Source organism: Pedobacter sp. 22163 (assembly GCF_052045595.1).
In the GTDB taxonomy this organism is placed as follows: domain Bacteria; phylum Bacteroidota; class Bacteroidia; order Sphingobacteriales; family Sphingobacteriaceae; genus Pedobacter.
Genome location: NZ_JBQEPM010000011.1, coordinates 1 through 17,178, shown reverse-complemented (window position 1 = coordinate 17,178; position 17,178 = coordinate 1). Strand labels below are relative to the sequence as shown.

Below are 17,178 nucleotides of genomic sequence, written 5' to 3'. Positions count from 1 at the left end.
AAATGGTTTTCATTGTTATATTAATAATCTGTTTCCTTTTACAAATGATTGCCCCCTGGTGGATCATTATTGTAATTTCATTTGCCACCTGTGGCATTATCGGCAAAACAGGAAAAATAGCTTTTTGGCAATCTTTCCTTGCTATTTTCTTACTTTGGATCGGATATGCTTTATTTAAAAGCTTACCTAATGATAACGTCCTTGCTGGCCGAGTGGCCGTAATGACGGGTATAAAACTCTGGTGGGCACTGCTATTGATTACGGGGATTTTAAGTGGCCTGGTTGCCGGGATTAGCGGTTACTGTGGTTATCAGTTCCGCATGGCAATGCTGGCGAAAAAAACTGACGAGAAAATAGCATAATGCTTCGTACTTTTGCCCTGTGAATTTAACAGCTAACGATATATTTTCTGTAAAAAGTACCGATGCTTTTAACGCTCTTGCCTTAAGCATTTTTAAATTACAGGCCCAAAACTGCAATGTTTACCGCGAATATATCTTTCATTTAGGCATTGATGCTGATGAGGTGAGTGAAATTGCACAGATCCCTTTTTTACCCATCAGTTTTTTTAAAAGCCATTCCATTCTCAGCAGTACCGATCCTGTCGAAATTACTTTCAGCAGTTCTGGCACTACGGGCATGGTACAGAGTAGCCATCATGTAACCAACGTTAAATTGTATGAGCAGAGCTATCTACAGGCTTTTGCAGAATTTTACGGGAACATCACCGAATATTGCTTTTTGGCCCTGCTCCCATCCTACCAGCAACGAGCTGGTTCATCGCTGATTTATATGGTCAACGATCTGATCGAAAAGAGCAGGCATCCACAAAGTGGTTACTTTTTATACAATCACGACGAATTGCTGAAAACCCTCCTGGATCTTAAATCAAAAAAGCAAAAAACTGTTTTAATTGGTGTTACTTATGCCCTGCTCGATTTTATAGAACAGTTTGAGATCGATTTCCCCGAGCTGATTGTAATGGAAACCGGAGGAATGAAAGGGAAACGTAAAGAAATGGTAAGGGAAGAACTTCACGAACAATTAACCAAAGGACTTGGCGTAAAGGCTATCCATAGCGAATATGGAATGACCGAACTACTTTCTCAGGCTTATTCTTTGGGAGAAGGTATCTTTAACTGTCCCAGCTGGATGCAGGTTTTGATCCGCGACACCAACGATCCTTTAAGTTTGATAGCTAATGGCAGGACTGGGGGCATCAATGTAATCGATCTGGCCAATCTCAATTCTTGCTCATTTATTGCCACACAGGATCTGGGGAGAATAAATCCTGATCAAAGTTTTGAAGTATTGGGCCGGTTTGACGATGCCGATATCAGGGGTTGTAATCTTTTGGTGCAGTAAGCCCTAATTTACCTTATCCGAACAGCTGGCGCATAAACCGGTAGCAATCAGGTTAAGATGCTCTACTTTAAATCCGGCAGGAACTTTTAATGCCGGAATTTTAACGGTATCCAAACAATAAATTTTATGACAGTTATCGCAGTTAAAATGTACATGTTCATCATGGTGCTCGTGTGCACTGCAGCCATCAGAACAGATGGCATAATTGGCTGTGCCCTGCTGATCTAAAACCTTATGTATAATCCCTTTTTCTTCGAAAGCCTGCAAAACACGGTATAAAGTAACACGGTCTGCATCCTTTCCCATCACCTGCTCCAAATAAGGTTGAGATGTTGCAGAATCTCTTCCGCTCAAAATCTCCAGCACCTGCAAACGTGGAGCAGTTCTTTTAAGTCCGTTTTTAACCAAAAGTTTTTCGAAACGCGCTGTTTTGTTTTCCATAGCAATACAAAAATAAGCAATTAATTAATCAGTTTGGCATTCTTGATGCTTATTGGCGGTGCATAACTCGCATCCTTTTGTTCCAATTTTAAAATCCCCCGTACATGGATGGGTTTTTCGCCATAAGGCACCGCGCTTTCCATCTCAACCATAATCATTACCGGAACACCGTTTTGCCCACAAAAATAACATTGGTTAATGGGCAGGGTAGCCAAAAGAAATTGCTGTTGTTTTTGTCCACTTTTTATAGGGATCAGGTAACCTGTTAAATCAAACTCCCTGTTCTCAAAACGTCTGATCGACTCTGTAAACAGGGGCAAAAGTTCGTTCTTTTCGGTAAGTTCAAATTTCACAGAGCCGATTATATCCCAGTTTAAAGACCGCAACTGATCTTTTGGGTTGTGCTTTTGCGTTTGTGCAGCAACTGAGCAAACGGAAAACAGAAAGAAAATAAAATGCAAATGTCTCATCGTTTTATAGCATCTAAAAGAAAAAAAGTAGACCGGCTATCACCAGAATCGTTGATTATAAATTTGCCTTTCAGGGTAATCGGCTCATCGGTCCAGGTAATCGGTTTTAAAGTCTTCACTTCTATCATTGAAGGGATATCGCCCGTGCCACAATATGGGCAGGAGGCAATGGGCACAATAGAAAACATAAACTCGCTGAAGCTATTGCCCACTTTAGTAGGGATAATATACCCAGGGATTTCGATTATCTTGTTATCGATTGCCTTTAATGCAGGTGGAAAAACAGTCTCCCAAACCAATGGTTTTACCTGCTTATCGTACTTTAATCCAATCAGGTTCCAGGTCGGCGTGCGCATATCGGTATGTACATTTACCTGCGCAACAGCCGTAAAAGAGATCAATATCAATAAAACCGTTATATATTTTTTCATCATAACTGTTTTGCATTTAAAAGAAAAAACTCGCTCCTATCATCACCAGAATCGTTAATAATGAATATCCCTTTCAATTTAATCGGTTTTTCGGTAATGGGAATAGCCGTTAACATTTTCACCTGCACCATTGATGGAATATCGCCCGAGCCACAATACGGACAGGAAGCAATGGGTACAATAGAGAGCATAAATTCGCTAAATTTCGAGCCTACCTTTGTGGGAATGATGTAACCCGGCAACTCAATAACCTTATTGTGCAATGCCTTTAATGCCGGTGGAAAAACGCTTCCCCATTTCTTTGGAGTAATTTCTGCATCATACCTTAAACCGATCAGGTTCCAGGTAGGCGTGCGCATGTCGGTATGTACCTTAACCTGCGCCGCTACTACGTGGATAACTAAACATGAAACAACCAATAAAACTAATTTCTTCATCGGATTAACCTCAACCCGGCTATCTATTTTTGGTTAAAGTTTCGGCAATATCAACCTTATAAATCTGCATAGCAGGGATAAGCGAGGCCAAAGTGCCAATAAATAGCCCGATCCAGATTAAATATACTTCCTGTGGAATTGCAGTAAGCCCGGTTAATTTTGCCTGAGAAGATTCCTGATGGGCCCCGATTACCTCAAGGGCAACATGCCCGATTAACAAACCCAAACAGGCACCGATAAATGTAACCAAAACCCCTTCAAACATGATGAGAAAAAAGAGTTTCGATTTTGATGCGCCCAGACAACGCATAATGGCCAGGTCGTATTTCCGCTCTTTCATTGCGTTATAAAGGCTGATAAAAATACTTAATGCTGCAATCCCCATAATAAATATGGCAAACCATTGTAACGTGTCAATTCCAACACCGATCAACGAAAACAACCTTGCACTTTCCATCGCAGGAGAGGCCGCCTGCATGTTTGTACTCTGGTTAACCATCCGGGGGAAAAGAATCACCGACATTGGCGATTTATACTGGATCAGCAAGGCTGTAATCTCTTTATCGTTAATCTCTTTGGCTCCTTCTGCAGAAATGTGGCTATGGCCCTCAGCATGTTTCTCTTCATGCATTTTATACACACTGCCAATATTAGTGAGGATCAGGTTATCGGTTATATTTCCCTGTGGTTTTAAGATCCCCTTTACCCGGTAAGCATGTTGTTTATGAACATCTCCATTCCCGGTTAAACCATGTGCGCCGAAAAAAGAATCGCCAATTTTAAGCCCCGATGTTAATGCAACAGTGCTACCAAGGGTTACTTCTAAATCTTTATGCCAAAAGCTTCCCTTTTGGATAGATAAACCGTAAAGATTGGAGAAAGTACTATCAGTACCCACAATCCGGTAGCCGTTATAATTATCGCCCAATGCCAAAGGGACAGCTCTTTTAACCAAAGGGTTCTGCATTAATTTGAAGGCATCTTTAGCCGGAATATTTCCCGTTGGGTAATCGATATGGTAAACGCTGCTTAATATTAACTGTAAGGGGCTTCCTTTTGCCCCCACAACCAGATCGATATCCTTAGCATTTTTCTCCAGTTTGTTGCTAATCTGTGTAGAAGCTAAAAAAAGAATGGACAGGATGCCCACACCAAAGGCAACTAAAATAATATTCAAAATTGTTGTTAGCTTATTCCTGACGAGGTTTTTGCTACTGATTTTAAAGATATTCATTAGAGTAGATAGGTTTTAGTAATGTGGTCCCGAACCCTTCGGTCGTGTGTGGCAATGATCAGCGCTGCTCCATTATCTTTAGCCTGGGAAGTCAACATCTGGATTACCTGATTGGCATTTTCATCATCTAAGCTAGATGTAGGCTCATCAGCAATCAATAGATCCGGTTTATTTACCAATGCACGCGCCACCGAAACCCTTTGCAACTGCCCCTCACTTAATTGATCAGGATAATTTTTAGCCAGCTCAGCAATACCCAGATCTTGCAAAAGTGAAAGATTCCGTTCATGATCTATAGGTAGGCCAGCCATTACCGCAGCAAGCGCTAAGTTATCGAGTACATCGAGTGAACGAATAAGATGTGGCCTTTGAAAAATGATACCAATATGCCTTCCCCTAAACCTATCTCGTCCTCTTGCAGGCAGCGTATATAAATCGGTTCCGTTAATTAAAACTTCACCCTGGCTTGGCTCCAAAAGACCAGAAATAATATTAAGCAGTGTGCTCTTTCCACTGCCGGATGCACCTAGTAAAAGCCAGTGTTCCATATCAGCGATTTCCCAGTATGGAAATTTTAATCTTCTCCCCTTTTCATAAACATGTGCCAGTGAACTGATCTTAATCATAATGTAACACCTTTTGCACTTTTTTAACAACCAGATTTTTGATGGCATAACGCCTGTACATTTCTATTCCATCATTTGTACCATGCTTACAGGCAGGGTTTAACATCGTAATAAACAGCAAAGCAGCGATAAATAAGATTTTATAATTCATTGACATATTAGTTAATAAGGATAAATTTTTAGTGCTGATGATCTATTGGGCAAGACTTGAGCATTCTTAAATTGATATAGTGGGCAATTGCAATGGTAAATCCACCAAGCGGAATTAAAATCGGCTCTAGCAGCTCAATTCCCGAAAAATGCCCAAATGCAATGCAGGCAAAGCCTGAAATAAGCACCAGGACTGGTATAATGCGATGATGTTGTTTCCGGTAGGCAGCAATTAAGCTCCAAACACCAATAATCAATGAAATTGCAATCATCGTAATTTCAACCGCCTCGTTGGCCAGGAACCCCATTCCCCACATCGGCAAAACAGTGATCAGGAATGGTAAGGCTGCGCAATGTATGGCACAAAGTGTCGAGGCGGTAATGCCGATCCGGTCGAGGTTGATTTTATAGCTCCGTAGTTTCATTAAAATAAATTTAGTCCCCAAATATAAAAGCAATATAGTTGCATTTAAAATAATCAAAGCTATATTTGCAACATAATTGCATTAACATGATAAAGAAATTACCGGTAACCGTATTGAGCGGTTTCTTGGGCAGTGGTAAAACAACACTGCTCAACGCTATATTGAGGAATAAGCAAGATTTAAAAGTGGCCGTTATTGTGAACGATATGAGCGAGGTAAATATCGATGCGGCTATGGTTAAAGATCAGCACACCTTATCTAAAACCGATGAAAAACTGGTAGAGATGAGCAATGGGTGCATCTGCTGTACCCTGCGCGAAGACCTGATGATCGAAGTAGAAAAATTGGCAAAAGAAAACCGTTTTGATTACCTTTTGATCGAAAGTACGGGGATATCTGAACCCATTCCTGTTGCACAGACATTTTCTTTTATTGACGAAGCTTCAGGTATCGATCTGAGTAGATTTAGCCAGTTAGATACAATGGTTACTGTTGTTGATGCTTATAATTTTTACAGGGATTTTGGTTCGGCAGATAAACTTGCCGACCGCAACATGGTTGATAATGCGGCTGATAAACGCACTATCGTTAACCTACTTACCGACCAGATCGAATTTGCGAATGTAATTTTATTGAACAAGACCGATCTGGTAAGTGATACCGATATTAAGGTCCTCAGGGCGCTGATTTCTAAACTGAACCCAAACGCCAAGATTTATCAGACACTTTTTGGAGAAATAGATCCGGCTTTAATTTTAAACACAAAACTGTTCGATTTTGAATCTGCATCTGAAGGAGCAGGATGGAAAAAAGAATTAGAAGAAATCCATCAGCCCGAAACCGAAGAATATGGAATAAGTTCTACCGTATTCCGTTCTAAAAGACCTTTTCACCCTGAAAGATTATGGCATTACATCAATAAGGAATTTCCACAGAATATTATCCGTTCAAAAGGTATCTTCTATTTAGCTGCCATGCCAGAGCAAGCAATCAATTTTTCGCAGGCAGGTGGTTCATTGCGTATTGATCCGGCAGGGGTTTGGTGGGCAAGTATGCAGCAGCATGAACGTGAACAATACGTGGACTACCTGGAAAACAGAGCTGAAATTGACGCAGATTGGGATAATGATTTTGGGGATCGTAAAAATGAACTTGTTTTTATTGGACAGGAAATGAACAACGAGGAGCTAAAAAAATCGCTTGAATATTGTCTGTTAACTGATACAGAAGTAAAAAATTATAAAACAAAAAACACCTTTAAGAACCCTTTTGAACATATTTTACCTTAAAATGGATGAATAGTCGATGAAATGAACAAAATGGTAGTTTTTCGATGATATTCTTGGGTTTTATTTTGCGTAAGTTTGATTTGCCCAACCAAACTTACGCTTATTATGGAACCCACAGAAGAATTAACTTTAGTTAAAACCCGCTTATCTTGCCCGAAGTGTAAAAATTTCGAAACCTATAGGGTACCAAGGGGTTTTCTCTTTAAAACGCTTATGCCATGGATTTCAGTTAAGAGGTACAAATGTTATAAGTGCTTTAATAAGTTTTACGTATTTAATTAGCATCTACAAGTTAACATCTCATTTAAGCCACTGAAGTGGCTTTTTTCGTTTAAAGCAACTACCTAAAATTCAATACAAAGGAACTGATTTTCTGTATGATATCCACGAGAAATTCAGAGGGAACCTCCTAAATGTTATTTTTGATATTAAGTTTCTTTAGTGGATATTATATATACTTAATTATAATTGATAGAATTTTAAAACCAGGGCTAAAATGGACATTAGTGAGCGAAAGGATTTTTACAGTGATTTCTTCGGAAACCCTGACATTTCTGAAAGAGAAAAGTATAAATACTATACATCAAACGATCCGGATATTTTAGCGGAAAAAGAGAAAATAAGAAAAATTGTTACAAAAAAAGGGCTGTCGTCAGTAATGAACGACACCAAATGGTTGAAACTTCAAAATGCAATAAAACAATTGCCTTTCCCACCTCCGTATTTAGAAAAACTCATTATTGATGACAAGACTTATGAAGAAGTAAAAATAAGTAAGACTCCACATTGGTTAGGAAATTGGGAACCGTTTTATAATGAGGGTATGCCTTTGTTTTTTACTATTGAGTACATAAAAGTACGACCATGTTATGCGGAACATATGGGAAGTTTAATTGCCCCTAAAGTACTTGACGAAACCGAAGAATTTAAACTCCTTTTAACAGCGTTGCATATACCTTATGAAGAAGATGAGGGGATTTTCACAATATTCGGGTACAGATAAATACCTTCATAATCCGATTTTCGTGACTTATGGGCGATACGGCTTAACGGAGGCTCATGCAGGAGATCAACTTCCCGTTCATTTTTAAATTCAAGCCCAATGAATAAATCTTTAATTTCATTGGGCCCGAAAATTTTATTCAGCGATCAACAGGAAATAGTTTCTTCTGCCTTTTTGAACCACAATAAATTTATTGTTGATCAGATGCGTAGTATTGAAAACCTGCATAGGATCAGCTACCTTTTCTTTATTTATGGAAACGCCTCCGCCTTGTATCAGCTTCTTGGTTTCGCCTTTTGAAGGAAAAACTGTAGCTTTTTCTGCAAGCAAAGTAGCCGCATCAATACCCTCTGTTAGCTCAGATTTCGAAATGTTAAACTGTGGAATACCCTCAAACATTTCTAACACCTGATTTTCAGATAAACTTTTTAAAAATTCTAAAGATCCGTTTCCAAATAAAAACTCAGATGTTTTAATGGCTGCTTCCAAAGCTTCCTCTGAGTGGGTTTTTATGGTAATGTCTTCAGCTAAAGCTTTTTGAAGAATCCGCAAATGCGGAGCGGCATCATGTTCCTTTTCTAAGGTTTCTATTTCTTCTTTATTCTTTAATGTAAAAATACGGATCCATTTTTTTACATCATCATCTGATGCATTTAACCAAAACTGGTAGAATTTATAAGGAGAAGTTTTCTCTGGATCCAGCCAAACTGCACCACTTTCGGTTTTACCGAATTTGGTTCCATCTGCTTTTTTAATCAATTGGGTGGTAATGGCATAAGCTGTACCTGCATCTTTCCTTCTGATCAGCTCCGTACCGGTAACAATATTCCCCCATTGATCTGATCCGCCCATCTGTACCAAGCAATTTTCGTTTTTCCATAAATGATAGAAATCGTACCCCTGGATCAACTGGTAGCAGAACTCGGTAAAAGATAAGCCAGAATCACCTTCCAAACGTCTTTTAACACTATCCTTTGCCATCATGTAGTTCACGGTAATGTGTTTACCTACATCCCTGATAAAGGTAAAAAGATTCATATCCTTAAACCAATCGGCGTTGTTAACCATTACCGCACCATTTCCACCTTCTTCAAATTTTAAGAATTTAGATAATTGCTTTTTCATGCCTTTCAGGTTATGCTCAATCATTTCAGGTGTCTGAAGATTACGTTCATCAGATTTTCCCGATGGATCGCCTACCATACCTGTAGCTCCACCAACCAAAGCAAAGGGTTTGTGACCGGCATTTTGAAAATGAATCAGTGTCATGATCTGCGTTAAGTGCCCAACGTGCAACGAATCTGCAGTAGGGTCGAAACCGATATAACCAGAAGTCATACCCTCGTTTAACTTTTCCTCAGTATTCGGCATAATATCATGCAGCATGCCACGCCATCTTAACTCTTCAACAAAATTCGTCATTGTACAAACACTTTAATAATGTGCGTGCAAAGATAAAATTTTAGCTTAGTTTAAAGCAAATTAGTTGGTTTTGTAAACCAGTTCTTAAAATCGGTCTTTGCCGCCTCAAAATCTGCATGACCGATAAGGCAGTTGAGGCTAGAATTACTTCGGATAGACTGATTTGGCACACCTTCTCCGTTTAACCAGTTATCACATAGTTTTTTGATCAATGAAACTTCTTCATCTTCTACCGCATCCATATCCATCGTATTGAGCTTCACATATTCATCTTTATTTATCCCAACCGGCAGATCCCAGTGTTTACCCGTGGCATCATCAAGTAATATCGGTCGTAAGGCCGGATTCATGCGGATAAAATCTATTGGTTTAGCCGGCATATCGGGGTTCAGGATCATGTAAGCCACAAAAGCAGCAGTATCGGGCGGGTCGTTTAAAATACTCGTCCCCATTTTCTGGATATCCTTGATCAGGCCTGGCGCTTCTTGTTTGGTCTTCAGCTCATCATATCTTACCGGAATTTCCTCATCGTATTGCAGTTGCGAAACTGTTCCAGTACCAATAGAAAGTACCTGAACGTTCTCGATCCCGTATTGCGCCCTATTGCAAATGGCCTCGGTAACGGCAACTAAAACCGGATTATTATTACCCGTAACCCCTCCGTCCCAATAATATTTGGGTTTATTATTCACCTTAAAAGTAGCTGGTTCATTAAAATAGTTAACCGGTGCGGTACTAGAAGCGTGGATGGCATCAACCAGGCTCACCATACAATCTGACGGTGTTGCTGCTTGTTGAGGCAAGTTTTTAAGCTTCCGTTCAATAACAGATGTTGAGGCCATACTACCACAGTCAGACCTGAACAGTTCGGCCCTATTGCGGTAATAATCGTAACCGACAATCAAAAACTGGGTTTTAATTGCACCGTTTACAGCAACATGTGCTGGAATATCCGTCATATCGATCTTTGCAATTCCGGGTAAAATTTCCTTTAAGGCGGTGTGTTTTCGCTTGGTTGCATATTTGGCTCCGATTTTAAAGATCCTGGCCACGCTTGAAAGTAAACTTTTCTCAAAAAAACTCAGCCTCGAAAAAACTTTGCTGCGGAGTTTTTCATCATCAAATATTTTTTCTATTTCAGAAAGTTTCAGGTTTTCGGCCATAGCTGCCGCAACTAAACTGCCCCCGCTATTGGCCGATACCAGATCAAATTCGGCTAAAACCTCGTGCCCTGTAGGATCCAGATTGTTAAAAGTTTCGGCGAACAGTTTACGTAAACACTTTACCTGGATAAGCGCCCAGGAACCACCTCCATCAAGGGATAGTATTCTATAGGTTTTAGCATTAGGCATGATGCATCGATTAAGAACAATTAAAGCTATGCATAATTCGCCTTCAAAACAATATAGATTTATGATCAATATTTTCAATTCTGGTTTTACAACCTGTAAGAAAACATTACCTTGCAAGATGAACTTTTTATCCCATTATTATTTCGACCGGACAAATAATGATGCCAATGTGGTAATGGGAACGGTTTTGCCAGATCTGATTAAAAATGCAGCTAAAGAGGCAAATTTATACCCTCAGAAGAATGAATTCCTATTTAAAGGAAATCCTGACGAGGAAAACTTACTTTTAGGCTGGAAAAGACATTTAGCCGTCGACCTGCTTTTTCATTCCTCTAATTTTTTCCTCGAGAAAACCACCGAACTTAAGCAGCTCATTAAGCCAATTGTAGAAAATACTGCGGTCCGCCCTTCATTCCTCGCACATATTGGCTTAGAACTTTTATTGGATCATTTATTGGTAACGCATAATCTGGTTCAGGTGAATCATTTCTATGATAAACTCGACGCAGTAAAAAAAGAATCATTAAGCGATTTTCTAGAGCATTGTAACCTGAAAGATCCAGCAGTATTTTTCAACTTTCTGGAAAAGTTCATCAGCAGTAAATACCTGTTGAGTTACCAAAAACTCGAAAACATTAGTTATGCCCTTAACCGGATCTGTATGCGTTTGTGGCCAGAAACGTTAAATGAAAAGCAGTTGCAGCAGCTGACTTTTGAACTTGGGATTTTTAAAACCGTTCTAGAAGAAGATTACATGGACATTTTTAAAGAAATTGAGGAAAAACTGGTTTGATTATTTTGATATATTTGGGGCAAAACCAAATAACTAAATGAAAATTAAACTAATTCTCTCCCTATTGATCATTTTTTTGCAGTTCAATACCTTCGCTCAACAGCAGATTAATGTTATCAAAAAACCAACCTGGAACATCAGGGCCTCTTATGATAGCAGGTACGGCACAAAAGTAGATTTATCCGGTAATGCCATTGCTATGATTGTTGACGTACCTAAAGCTGACTTCGCAGTTGTTACCGTTGATGATAAGCTCAGTCAGAAATGGCTTACAACACTTACTGGTTTTCCAATGGCCATTGGAAAATTTAAAAGCAACATTATGGTTGTTGCCTCTACAGACCGTAGCTACTTTAAAAGTTTTGCCAATCAATTTGTCGCCTATCTGTTGGAAGAAAAAACAGGCAAAATACTTTCTCAAAAGATTATTTATGACGGCAGTAAAGATTTTGTGGAAGCCCCAGAATTCTTTTTCTCTAATGACGGCTCCTATTTCAAAATGGCCAGCAGGTTAACGGGGGCGAAACGTAAAGTACATGTTGGCTTACCGGTGGTTGGTATTTTAACCGCCCTTAAAATGGAGAAGGACTTTAATGAATCGCAAAGCTACACCGTAATCGATTTTAATGATAAGTTGGAGCAGATCCAAAAAATGGAGCCCGAAATGCCAGATGGCGACAGTTGGAAGGCATCTTGCGGAGATGATGGCAGTTTTATTATCAGTACGGTAGATGCTCCGAAGGGAAAATGTAATGTGGCCATTTATTTAAGCAGCAACCCCAACCCACTCAAAACCGTAAGCATTCCTGTTGATGCCTTAAATCAGGATGAGATATCGTCAATTACTTTTGCAAGCAGTAAAAAACCATTGATCAATTATATTGGTATATTCTATAAAAATATAAACAAAGAGCGTTCTACCTTGATAGCAAGAATTGATTTTAATAACGGAACGTTTACTTCAACCAAAGAAGTGTTTGACAAGGCCCATGTTAAGGAACTGCAAAAATCTTTTGTACCAGCCAATAAGAAATTCGATGACTTGACTTTCTCAGATATTAAATACATGAATATCAGAAATATGGCAGAATACAACAATACACTCCTAGTTACTATTTCCCCAAGGTTCTCTGTTACGAGCAGCCATGGTTCTATTACATCTGAGGGATCGCTTCTGATGAATGCCTATGATGTTCAAATGAAACCACTTTATCATCAATTCTTGCCCCGTGATTATACAAGTAGTATCGCCGGTGAAGGATTAGAGGTTTCGTTCAACCAGGCAGAGAAAACCCTTCGAATCTTAGCTAACCAAAAAGATGGTCTTACTGCAGTCGCTACCGTATATGCTGAAATGAACCTTGAATCAGGCGCAATAAACAAAATCAATCTGATAGCTAAGGACGACATCAAAAATTCTTATTATGCCAATACCGAGTCCATCAGCTGGCTAAATGGTAGTTTTATTATTCCATTCGTTGAGCGTATGGGCATTTTTAGCAAGAAAGTAGATTTACAGCTTTTACAACTAAAATATTAATCACTCTGCTCCTTTTTCTATATTTGTCTTATGTCGCAAACTGCAATAAAAGAAGAAATGGATGCCCTGGTGGCCGAATTAAACCAGCACAATTATAATTATTATGTGCTGGCCATGCCTACCATTGGCGATTATGAGTTTGATAAAAAATTAAAGCACCTTGCCGAGCTTGAAAAAGCAAATCCTGATTTTGCCGATCCAAATTCGCCTACACAGCGTGTTGGTGGCGATATCACCAAAAATTTTATTACTGTAAACCACAAATACCCCATGTTATCGTTGGGGAATACCTATAACGAACAAGATCTCCGGGATTTTGATGAACGTATCCGTAAAGCGATTGGCGATAATTTTGAATACGTTTGCGAATTAAAATTTGATGGCCTGTCTATTAGCCTTACTTACGAAAACGGCAAACTTTTACGGGCCGTTACCCGTGGCGACGGTACCAAAGGTGATGATGTAACCAATAACGTAAAAACCATTCATACCATCCCGCACCAAATCAAATCGGATGTAGCACCTGAACATTTCGAAATCCGTGGGGAGATTTTTATGCACAAAGCGGCCTTTTTACGCTTAAATGCTGCCCGTGAAGAACTTGGTGAGATTCCTTATGCAAACCCTAGAAATTTTGCTTCGGGTACTATCAAAATGCAAGACAGCAAAGAAGTGGCCAAACGGCCCTTAGATGGTTTTATTTATTTCTTATACACCGATAAAAATGAATTTAAAACCCATTGGGAAAGTTTAAATGCCGTAAAAGATTGGGGTTTTCATGTTTGCGAACATAACCGACTAGTTTCTAACATCGATGCAGTACTGGAATTTATCCACCATTGGGAGAACGAACGTTTTAAACTAAGTTATGACATCGATGGTATTGTAATTAAGGTGAACAGTTATGCACAACAGCAAGAATTGGGTTTCACCTCCAAATCCCCACGTTGGGCCATTTCATACAAATACAAAGCGGCAGAGGTTGAAACTGTATTGGAAAGAGTAACCTATCAGGTAGGGAGAACAGGTGCAGTTACGCCGGTTGCCAATTTAAAACCTGTTTTATTGGCCGGTACCACGGTTAAACGCGCTACATTACACAATGCGAATGAAATAGATCGTTTAGATTTACATGAAGGCGATACCGTTTATGTAGAAAAAGGCGGTGAGATTATTCCAAAAATTATTAAGGTAAATTTAGATAAGCGATTGCCTGGCGCTACCAAGGTTCAATATTTACACAACTGCCCCGAATGTGGAACAGAATTAATCAGAAGAGAAGGAGAAGCAGTTCATTATTGCCTTAACGATGAGGGTTGCCCGCCGCAGATTGTTGGAAAAATTCAGCATTTCATTTCACGCAAGGCCATGAATATTGATGGGCTCGGTGATGAAACTATTGAAACCTTTTATAAGCATGGTCTTGTAAGGCACATCAGCGATTTATATACGCTGCATCAAAAATCAGATCAACTAAAAACCTTAGACCGTTTCGGAGAACGATCGATCGAGAACATGCTTGCAGGAATTGAAAAGTCGAAAGAAATGCCTTTCGAGAAAGTACTTTTTGGCTTAGGTATCCGATATGTTGGTGAAACAGTTGCAAAGAAAACTGCCGCTGGTGTAAAGAATATCGACAACCTTTCTAAAGCTACTGTAGAGGAATTAATTGCCATTGATGAGATCGGTCAGCGGATTGCAGAGAGTATTGTTGAGTATTTTGGAAAATCTGAGCATTTACAGCAGGTAGAATTATTAAAATTAGCCGGATTACAGTTTGAAATTGAAGAAAAAGTAATTACGCTTGATAGTGATAGGCTTATTGGAAAAACATTCGTAATTTCGGGCGTTTTTGAAAACTTTAGCCGCGATGAGCTAAAAGATATGATTGAGGCCAATGGAGGCAAGATACTGAGCGGCATTTCGGGCAAATTGAATTACCTGGTAGCAGGCGACAATATGGGTCCATCGAAACTGGAAAAAGCGAATAAACTAAACGTTCCGATCATCAGCGATGCCGAACTTTTAGAGATGATAAATGCTTAGTTAACCGCAAAGACACCAAGAACACAAAGTTAATTGATTAAAAGCATCCCTATTGCTTTAAAAAAATATTTTAAAAATTAAGGGATGACTGAAAATGAAATTGCTAAATTAATTGTTAATGCTGCGTATCAGGTTCATGTTGAACTAGGGCCAGGATTATTAGAGTCGGCGTATGAGGCTTGCCTAGTTTATGAATTGGTTAATGCTGGACTGCAGGTTTCCAATCAAATAGATCTTCCTGTTTATTACAAGGACGTGAAGTTGAATTGTAATTACAGAATAGATATTTTGGTTGAAAGAAAAGTTATTATTGAAGTGAAAGCTGTGAGCATCCTTAAAGAAGTTCATCTTGCACAAACAATAACCTATTTAAAGCTTTCCAATTGTAAGTTAGGATTGCTTATTAATTTTAATGAGGCAAAAATAAAAGATGGAATAAAAAGAGTTATAAATGGCTATTTTTAACTTAAAAATAAAAGCCTTGGTGCCCTTTGTGGCTTCGTGGTAAAAACAAAAAGTAAATTATATAATGAACAAATTTCAGGGTACTGGTGTAGCATTGGTTACACCTTTCAACACAGATGGATCAGTTGATTATAACGGCTTAAAAAACCTGATTAATCATTTGGTAGACGGAGGGATAGATTACCTCGTTTCTTTAGGTACAACCGGCGAAACCGCTACAATGACCAAGGACGAGAAGAAGAAGGTGTGGGCCTATACTGCTGAAATTAATAACAATAGATTACCGCTAGTTGCCGGCATAGGTGGCAATAACACTTTGGCCGTTGCTGAAGATATTAAATCTTTTGATACTAACGGATACAGCGCCATTTTATCGGTTAGTCCATATTACAATAAACCTACTCAGGAAGGAATTTATCAGCATTATAAGTATTTAGCTGAAATTTCTCCTTTAGATTTGATTTTATACAACGTACCTGGCCGTACAGGAAGCAATATGAGCGCTGAAACCACCTGCAGACTGGCGTATGATTTTAAAAACATTATTGCAACCAAAGAGGCTTCAGGAAGTTTTGATCAGTTTAACCAGATTATGCGAGATAAACCTGTAGATTTTCTTTTAATCTCTGGTGATGACCCGGTTACTCTGCCGATGATTGCTTTAGGTGCTGCAGGGATTATTTCGGTAATCGGAAACGCTTTACCTAAACAATTTTCTGATATGGTGAAACTTTGTTTAGCTGGCGATTATAAAGCGGCCTTGCCTGCCCATTTAAGCTTAATAGAATTTACACGTTTGGCTTTTGCTGAGGGCAATCCGGCAGGAATAAAGGCTGCATTAAAACATTTAGGTGTTTGTGGCGATACGGTTAGATTACCATTGGTTAAAGCTTCTGAATCACTAGAAAAATCGATTACTACAGAGATAGAAAAACTAAGCGAGGTGGCTTAAACGCTATCCTATTAATATTTTTTAGAACAGATTGTTTGATTTTGCTGAAAAGTAAATAAAGACAATCTGTTTTTTTGTGTGTAAATAAAAAAGTACGTAAATAAATTATCTGACAATCAACACCTTAAAAAAAGTTCAAAAACTATAACGTTCCAAAAGTTTTAGGAATATTAAAGGCATCATTATTGAATTGGCTTCCATACACACAAATAAACACACACATGAAAAAATTAATTTTAATTGGCCTGGCATTGGTTCTGCTGAGCTGTAGGGCCTTAGTTGGCTTCGAACCTACCTTTACGATGGGCATGTCGGAATCAGATTTCAAAAAGAAAAACAAGCCGGAACTGGTTGCCGCGAATGAAGAAGATGGAACCAGAATTTACAGCACATATTACGCCAGCACGAATTACAAATTTTTCTTTTTCCGGAATGAAAAACTTGTGAGGTTTGAGAAAGGAATTTATGCGGATGATTATAAGTTATTCAGATACTAAAATAACAAAAGGCCTTTTGTTTATTATGCAATCAATTTATTTCTTCTTTCCATCAGCAGGTTGTCTTGCCAAACACCTTTGGCTTTCCCTATTTTTTCGCGATAACCCACTACCCTGAACCTGGACTGCCCCCAAAAAGTTGGACAAACTTATTAATTATTTAATACTTGTGTCCGGTATTCAACCGGGCTCATTCCATTTAAGTTCAATCTTATCCTTTTATTGTTATAATAACTAATA

The 17,178-nt window shown here is 38.9% G+C and carries 21 protein-coding genes; 10 read left to right on the top strand and 11 right to left on the bottom strand.

The features are described from left to right. Nucleotides 1-2: 2 nt before the first annotated feature. Entirely contained in the window at nucleotides 3-362 is a 360-nt protein-coding gene (locus ACTJKN_RS23480) for a hypothetical protein (RefSeq protein WP_440828133.1), read from the top strand. Nucleotides 363-381: 19 nt separating this feature from the next. Continuing rightward, nucleotides 382-1,365 carry a LuxE/PaaK family acyltransferase gene (locus ACTJKN_RS23475; protein ID WP_440828132.1) on the top strand — a complete coding sequence of 328 codons (984 nt, stop codon included), beginning with the start codon at nucleotides 382-384 and terminating at the stop codon, nucleotides 1,363-1,365. Nucleotides 1,366-1,368: 3 nt separating this feature from the next. Here the strand turns inward: ACTJKN_RS23475 and ACTJKN_RS23470 are convergent, their stop codons facing one another. The 8 genes from ACTJKN_RS23470 to ACTJKN_RS23435 are packed head-to-tail and all read right to left on the bottom strand — an operon-like array spanning nucleotide 1,369 to nucleotide 5,579. After that, entirely contained in the window at nucleotides 1,369-1,806 is a 438-nt protein-coding gene (locus tag ACTJKN_RS23470; RefSeq protein WP_131030158.1) for a Fur family transcriptional regulator, read from the bottom strand. 20 nt (nucleotides 1,807-1,826) lie between these two features. Then, entirely contained in the window at nucleotides 1,827-2,276 is a 450-nt protein-coding gene (locus tag ACTJKN_RS23465; protein ID WP_440828131.1) for a hypothetical protein, read from the bottom strand. Then, nucleotides 2,273-2,707 (bottom strand): hypothetical protein, encoded by a 435-nt coding sequence (locus ACTJKN_RS23460; RefSeq protein ID WP_440828130.1) that lies wholly within the window; start codon nucleotides 2,705-2,707, stop codon nucleotides 2,273-2,275. Before ACTJKN_RS23460 ends, ACTJKN_RS23465 begins: the two co-directional genes overlap by 4 nt. Further along, entirely contained in the window at nucleotides 2,707-3,144 is a 438-nt protein-coding gene (locus tag ACTJKN_RS23455) for a hypothetical protein (protein ID WP_440828129.1), read from the bottom strand. Before ACTJKN_RS23455 ends, ACTJKN_RS23460 begins: the two co-directional genes overlap by 1 nt. A 19-nt stretch (nucleotides 3,145-3,163) precedes the next feature. Next, a complete protein-coding gene (locus ACTJKN_RS23450) occupies nucleotides 3,164-4,378 on the bottom strand; it encodes an ABC transporter permease (RefSeq protein WP_440828128.1) in 1,215 nt (404 codons plus the stop codon). Next, nucleotides 4,378-5,004 carry an ABC transporter ATP-binding protein gene (locus tag ACTJKN_RS23445; protein WP_440828127.1) on the bottom strand — a complete coding sequence of 209 codons (627 nt, stop codon included), beginning with the start codon at nucleotides 5,002-5,004 and terminating at the stop codon, nucleotides 4,378-4,380. The genes ACTJKN_RS23450 and ACTJKN_RS23445 overlap by 1 nt, the downstream gene beginning before the upstream one ends. Beyond that, nucleotides 4,997-5,155 carry a hypothetical protein gene (locus ACTJKN_RS23440; protein WP_440828126.1) on the bottom strand — a complete coding sequence of 53 codons (159 nt, stop codon included), beginning with the start codon at nucleotides 5,153-5,155 and terminating at the stop codon, nucleotides 4,997-4,999. Before ACTJKN_RS23440 ends, ACTJKN_RS23445 begins: the two co-directional genes overlap by 8 nt. A 28-nt stretch (nucleotides 5,156-5,183) precedes the next feature. Next, entirely contained in the window at nucleotides 5,184-5,579 is a 396-nt protein-coding gene (locus ACTJKN_RS23435; protein WP_440828125.1) for a MerC domain-containing protein, read from the bottom strand. A gap of 86 nt (nucleotides 5,580-5,665) precedes the next feature. Here ACTJKN_RS23435 and ACTJKN_RS23430 point away from each other — a divergent pair, with 86 nt between their 5' ends. Together ACTJKN_RS23430 and ACTJKN_RS23425 are read left to right on the top strand one after the other, a co-directional pair. After that, entirely contained in the window at nucleotides 5,666-6,868 is a 1,203-nt protein-coding gene (locus ACTJKN_RS23430) for a GTP-binding protein (protein WP_440828124.1), read from the top strand. A gap of 496 nt (nucleotides 6,869-7,364) precedes the next feature. Further along, nucleotides 7,365-7,871 carry a DUF6678 family protein gene (locus ACTJKN_RS23425; RefSeq protein WP_440828123.1) on the top strand — a complete coding sequence of 169 codons (507 nt, stop codon included), beginning with the start codon at nucleotides 7,365-7,367 and terminating at the stop codon, nucleotides 7,869-7,871. 135 nt (nucleotides 7,872-8,006) lie between these two features. Here the strand turns inward: ACTJKN_RS23425 and tyrS are convergent, their stop codons facing one another. Together tyrS and ACTJKN_RS23415 are read right to left on the bottom strand one after the other, a co-directional pair. Beyond that, nucleotides 8,007-9,293: a tyrosine--tRNA ligase gene (tyrS, locus tag ACTJKN_RS23420; RefSeq protein ID WP_440828122.1), complete on the bottom strand. Its 1,287-nt coding sequence runs from the start codon at nucleotides 9,291-9,293 to the stop codon at nucleotides 8,007-8,009. 50 nt (nucleotides 9,294-9,343) lie between these two features. Next, on the bottom strand, nucleotides 9,344-10,645 hold the full coding sequence (locus tag ACTJKN_RS23415; RefSeq protein ID WP_440828121.1) for a patatin-like phospholipase family protein: 1,302 nt from the start codon (nucleotides 10,643-10,645) through the stop codon (nucleotides 9,344-9,346). Nucleotides 10,646-10,763: 118 nt separating this feature from the next. Between ACTJKN_RS23415 and ACTJKN_RS23410 the strand changes: the two genes are divergently transcribed. The 6 genes from ACTJKN_RS23410 to ACTJKN_RS23385 all read left to right on the top strand — a co-directional run bounded on the left by ACTJKN_RS23410 (nucleotide 10,764) and on the right by ACTJKN_RS23385 (nucleotide 16,938). Further along, nucleotides 10,764-11,438 (top strand): ACP phosphodiesterase, encoded by a 675-nt coding sequence (locus ACTJKN_RS23410; protein ID WP_440828120.1) that lies wholly within the window; start codon nucleotides 10,764-10,766, stop codon nucleotides 11,436-11,438. Between the two features lie 37 nt (nucleotides 11,439-11,475). Next, a complete protein-coding gene (locus ACTJKN_RS23405; protein ID WP_440828119.1) occupies nucleotides 11,476-12,978 on the top strand; it encodes a hypothetical protein in 1,503 nt (500 codons plus the stop codon). A 30-nt stretch (nucleotides 12,979-13,008) separates the two neighbouring features. After that, the gene (gene ligA / locus ACTJKN_RS23400; RefSeq protein ID WP_440828118.1) at nucleotides 13,009-15,024 is read left to right on the top strand and encodes an NAD-dependent DNA ligase LigA; all 2,016 of its coding nucleotides are present in this window, start codon (nucleotides 13,009-13,011) and stop codon (nucleotides 15,022-15,024) included. 84 nt (nucleotides 15,025-15,108) lie between these two features. Continuing rightward, a complete protein-coding gene (locus ACTJKN_RS23395; protein WP_440828117.1) occupies nucleotides 15,109-15,489 on the top strand; it encodes a GxxExxY protein in 381 nt (126 codons plus the stop codon). Nucleotides 15,490-15,553: 64 nt separating this feature from the next. Further along, nucleotides 15,554-16,441, top strand: a complete 888-nt coding sequence (gene dapA / locus ACTJKN_RS23390) for a 4-hydroxy-tetrahydrodipicolinate synthase (protein ID WP_440828116.1) — start codon at nucleotides 15,554-15,556, stop codon at nucleotides 16,439-16,441. 221 nt (nucleotides 16,442-16,662) lie between these two features. Beyond that, nucleotides 16,663-16,938: a hypothetical protein gene (locus tag ACTJKN_RS23385; protein WP_440828115.1), complete on the top strand. Its 276-nt coding sequence runs from the start codon at nucleotides 16,663-16,665 to the stop codon at nucleotides 16,936-16,938. 152 nt (nucleotides 16,939-17,090) lie between these two features. On the opposite strand, the gene ACTJKN_RS23380 is transcribed toward ACTJKN_RS23385, so the two are convergent. Then, entirely contained in the window at nucleotides 17,091-17,177 is an 87-nt protein-coding gene (locus ACTJKN_RS23380; RefSeq protein ID WP_440828259.1) for an IS3 family transposase, read from the bottom strand. Between the last annotated feature and the right edge of the window lies 1 nt (nucleotide 17,178).

Bases quoted from the DNA above. Each gene is read 5' to 3' on its own strand.
- ACTJKN_RS23480 (WP_440828133.1), top strand. From the start codon at position 3: ATGGTTTTCATTGTTATATTAATAATCTGTTTCCTTTTACAAATGATT.
- ACTJKN_RS23470 (WP_131030158.1), bottom strand. From the start codon at position 1,806: ATGGAAAACAAAACAGCGCGTTTCGAAAAACTTTTGGTTAAAAACGGA.
- ACTJKN_RS23465 (WP_440828131.1), bottom strand. From the start codon at position 2,276: ATGAGACATTTGCATTTTATTTTCTTTCTGTTTTCCGTTTGCTCAGTT.
- ACTJKN_RS23460 (WP_440828130.1), bottom strand. From the start codon at position 2,707: ATGAAAAAATATATAACGGTTTTATTGATATTGATCTCTTTTACGGCT.
- ACTJKN_RS23455 (WP_440828129.1), bottom strand. From the start codon at position 3,144: ATGAAGAAATTAGTTTTATTGGTTGTTTCATGTTTAGTTATCCACGTA.
- ACTJKN_RS23450 (WP_440828128.1), bottom strand. From the start codon at position 4,378: ATGAATATCTTTAAAATCAGTAGCAAAAACCTCGTCAGGAATAAGCTA.
- ACTJKN_RS23445 (WP_440828127.1), bottom strand. From the start codon at position 5,004: ATGATTAAGATCAGTTCACTGGCACATGTTTATGAAAAGGGGAGAAGA.
- ACTJKN_RS23440 (WP_440828126.1), bottom strand. From the start codon at position 5,155: ATGAATTATAAAATCTTATTTATCGCTGCTTTGCTGTTTATTACGATG.
- ACTJKN_RS23435 (WP_440828125.1), bottom strand. From the start codon at position 5,579: ATGAAACTACGGAGCTATAAAATCAACCTCGACCGGATCGGCATTACC.
- ACTJKN_RS23430 (WP_440828124.1), top strand. From the start codon at position 5,666: ATGATAAAGAAATTACCGGTAACCGTATTGAGCGGTTTCTTGGGCAGT.
- ACTJKN_RS23425 (WP_440828123.1), top strand. From the start codon at position 7,365: ATGGACATTAGTGAGCGAAAGGATTTTTACAGTGATTTCTTCGGAAAC.
- tyrS (WP_440828122.1), bottom strand. From the start codon at position 9,293: ATGACGAATTTTGTTGAAGAGTTAAGATGGCGTGGCATGCTGCATGAT.
- ACTJKN_RS23415 (WP_440828121.1), bottom strand. From the start codon at position 10,645: ATGCCTAATGCTAAAACCTATAGAATACTATCCCTTGATGGAGGTGGT.
- ACTJKN_RS23410 (WP_440828120.1), top strand. From the start codon at position 10,764: ATGAACTTTTTATCCCATTATTATTTCGACCGGACAAATAATGATGCC.
- ACTJKN_RS23405 (WP_440828119.1), top strand. From the start codon at position 11,476: ATGAAAATTAAACTAATTCTCTCCCTATTGATCATTTTTTTGCAGTTC.
- ligA (WP_440828118.1), top strand. From the start codon at position 13,009: ATGTCGCAAACTGCAATAAAAGAAGAAATGGATGCCCTGGTGGCCGAA.
- ACTJKN_RS23395 (WP_440828117.1), top strand. From the start codon at position 15,109: ATGACTGAAAATGAAATTGCTAAATTAATTGTTAATGCTGCGTATCAG.
- dapA (WP_440828116.1), top strand. From the start codon at position 15,554: ATGAACAAATTTCAGGGTACTGGTGTAGCATTGGTTACACCTTTCAAC.
- ACTJKN_RS23385 (WP_440828115.1), top strand. From the start codon at position 16,663: ATGAAAAAATTAATTTTAATTGGCCTGGCATTGGTTCTGCTGAGCTGT.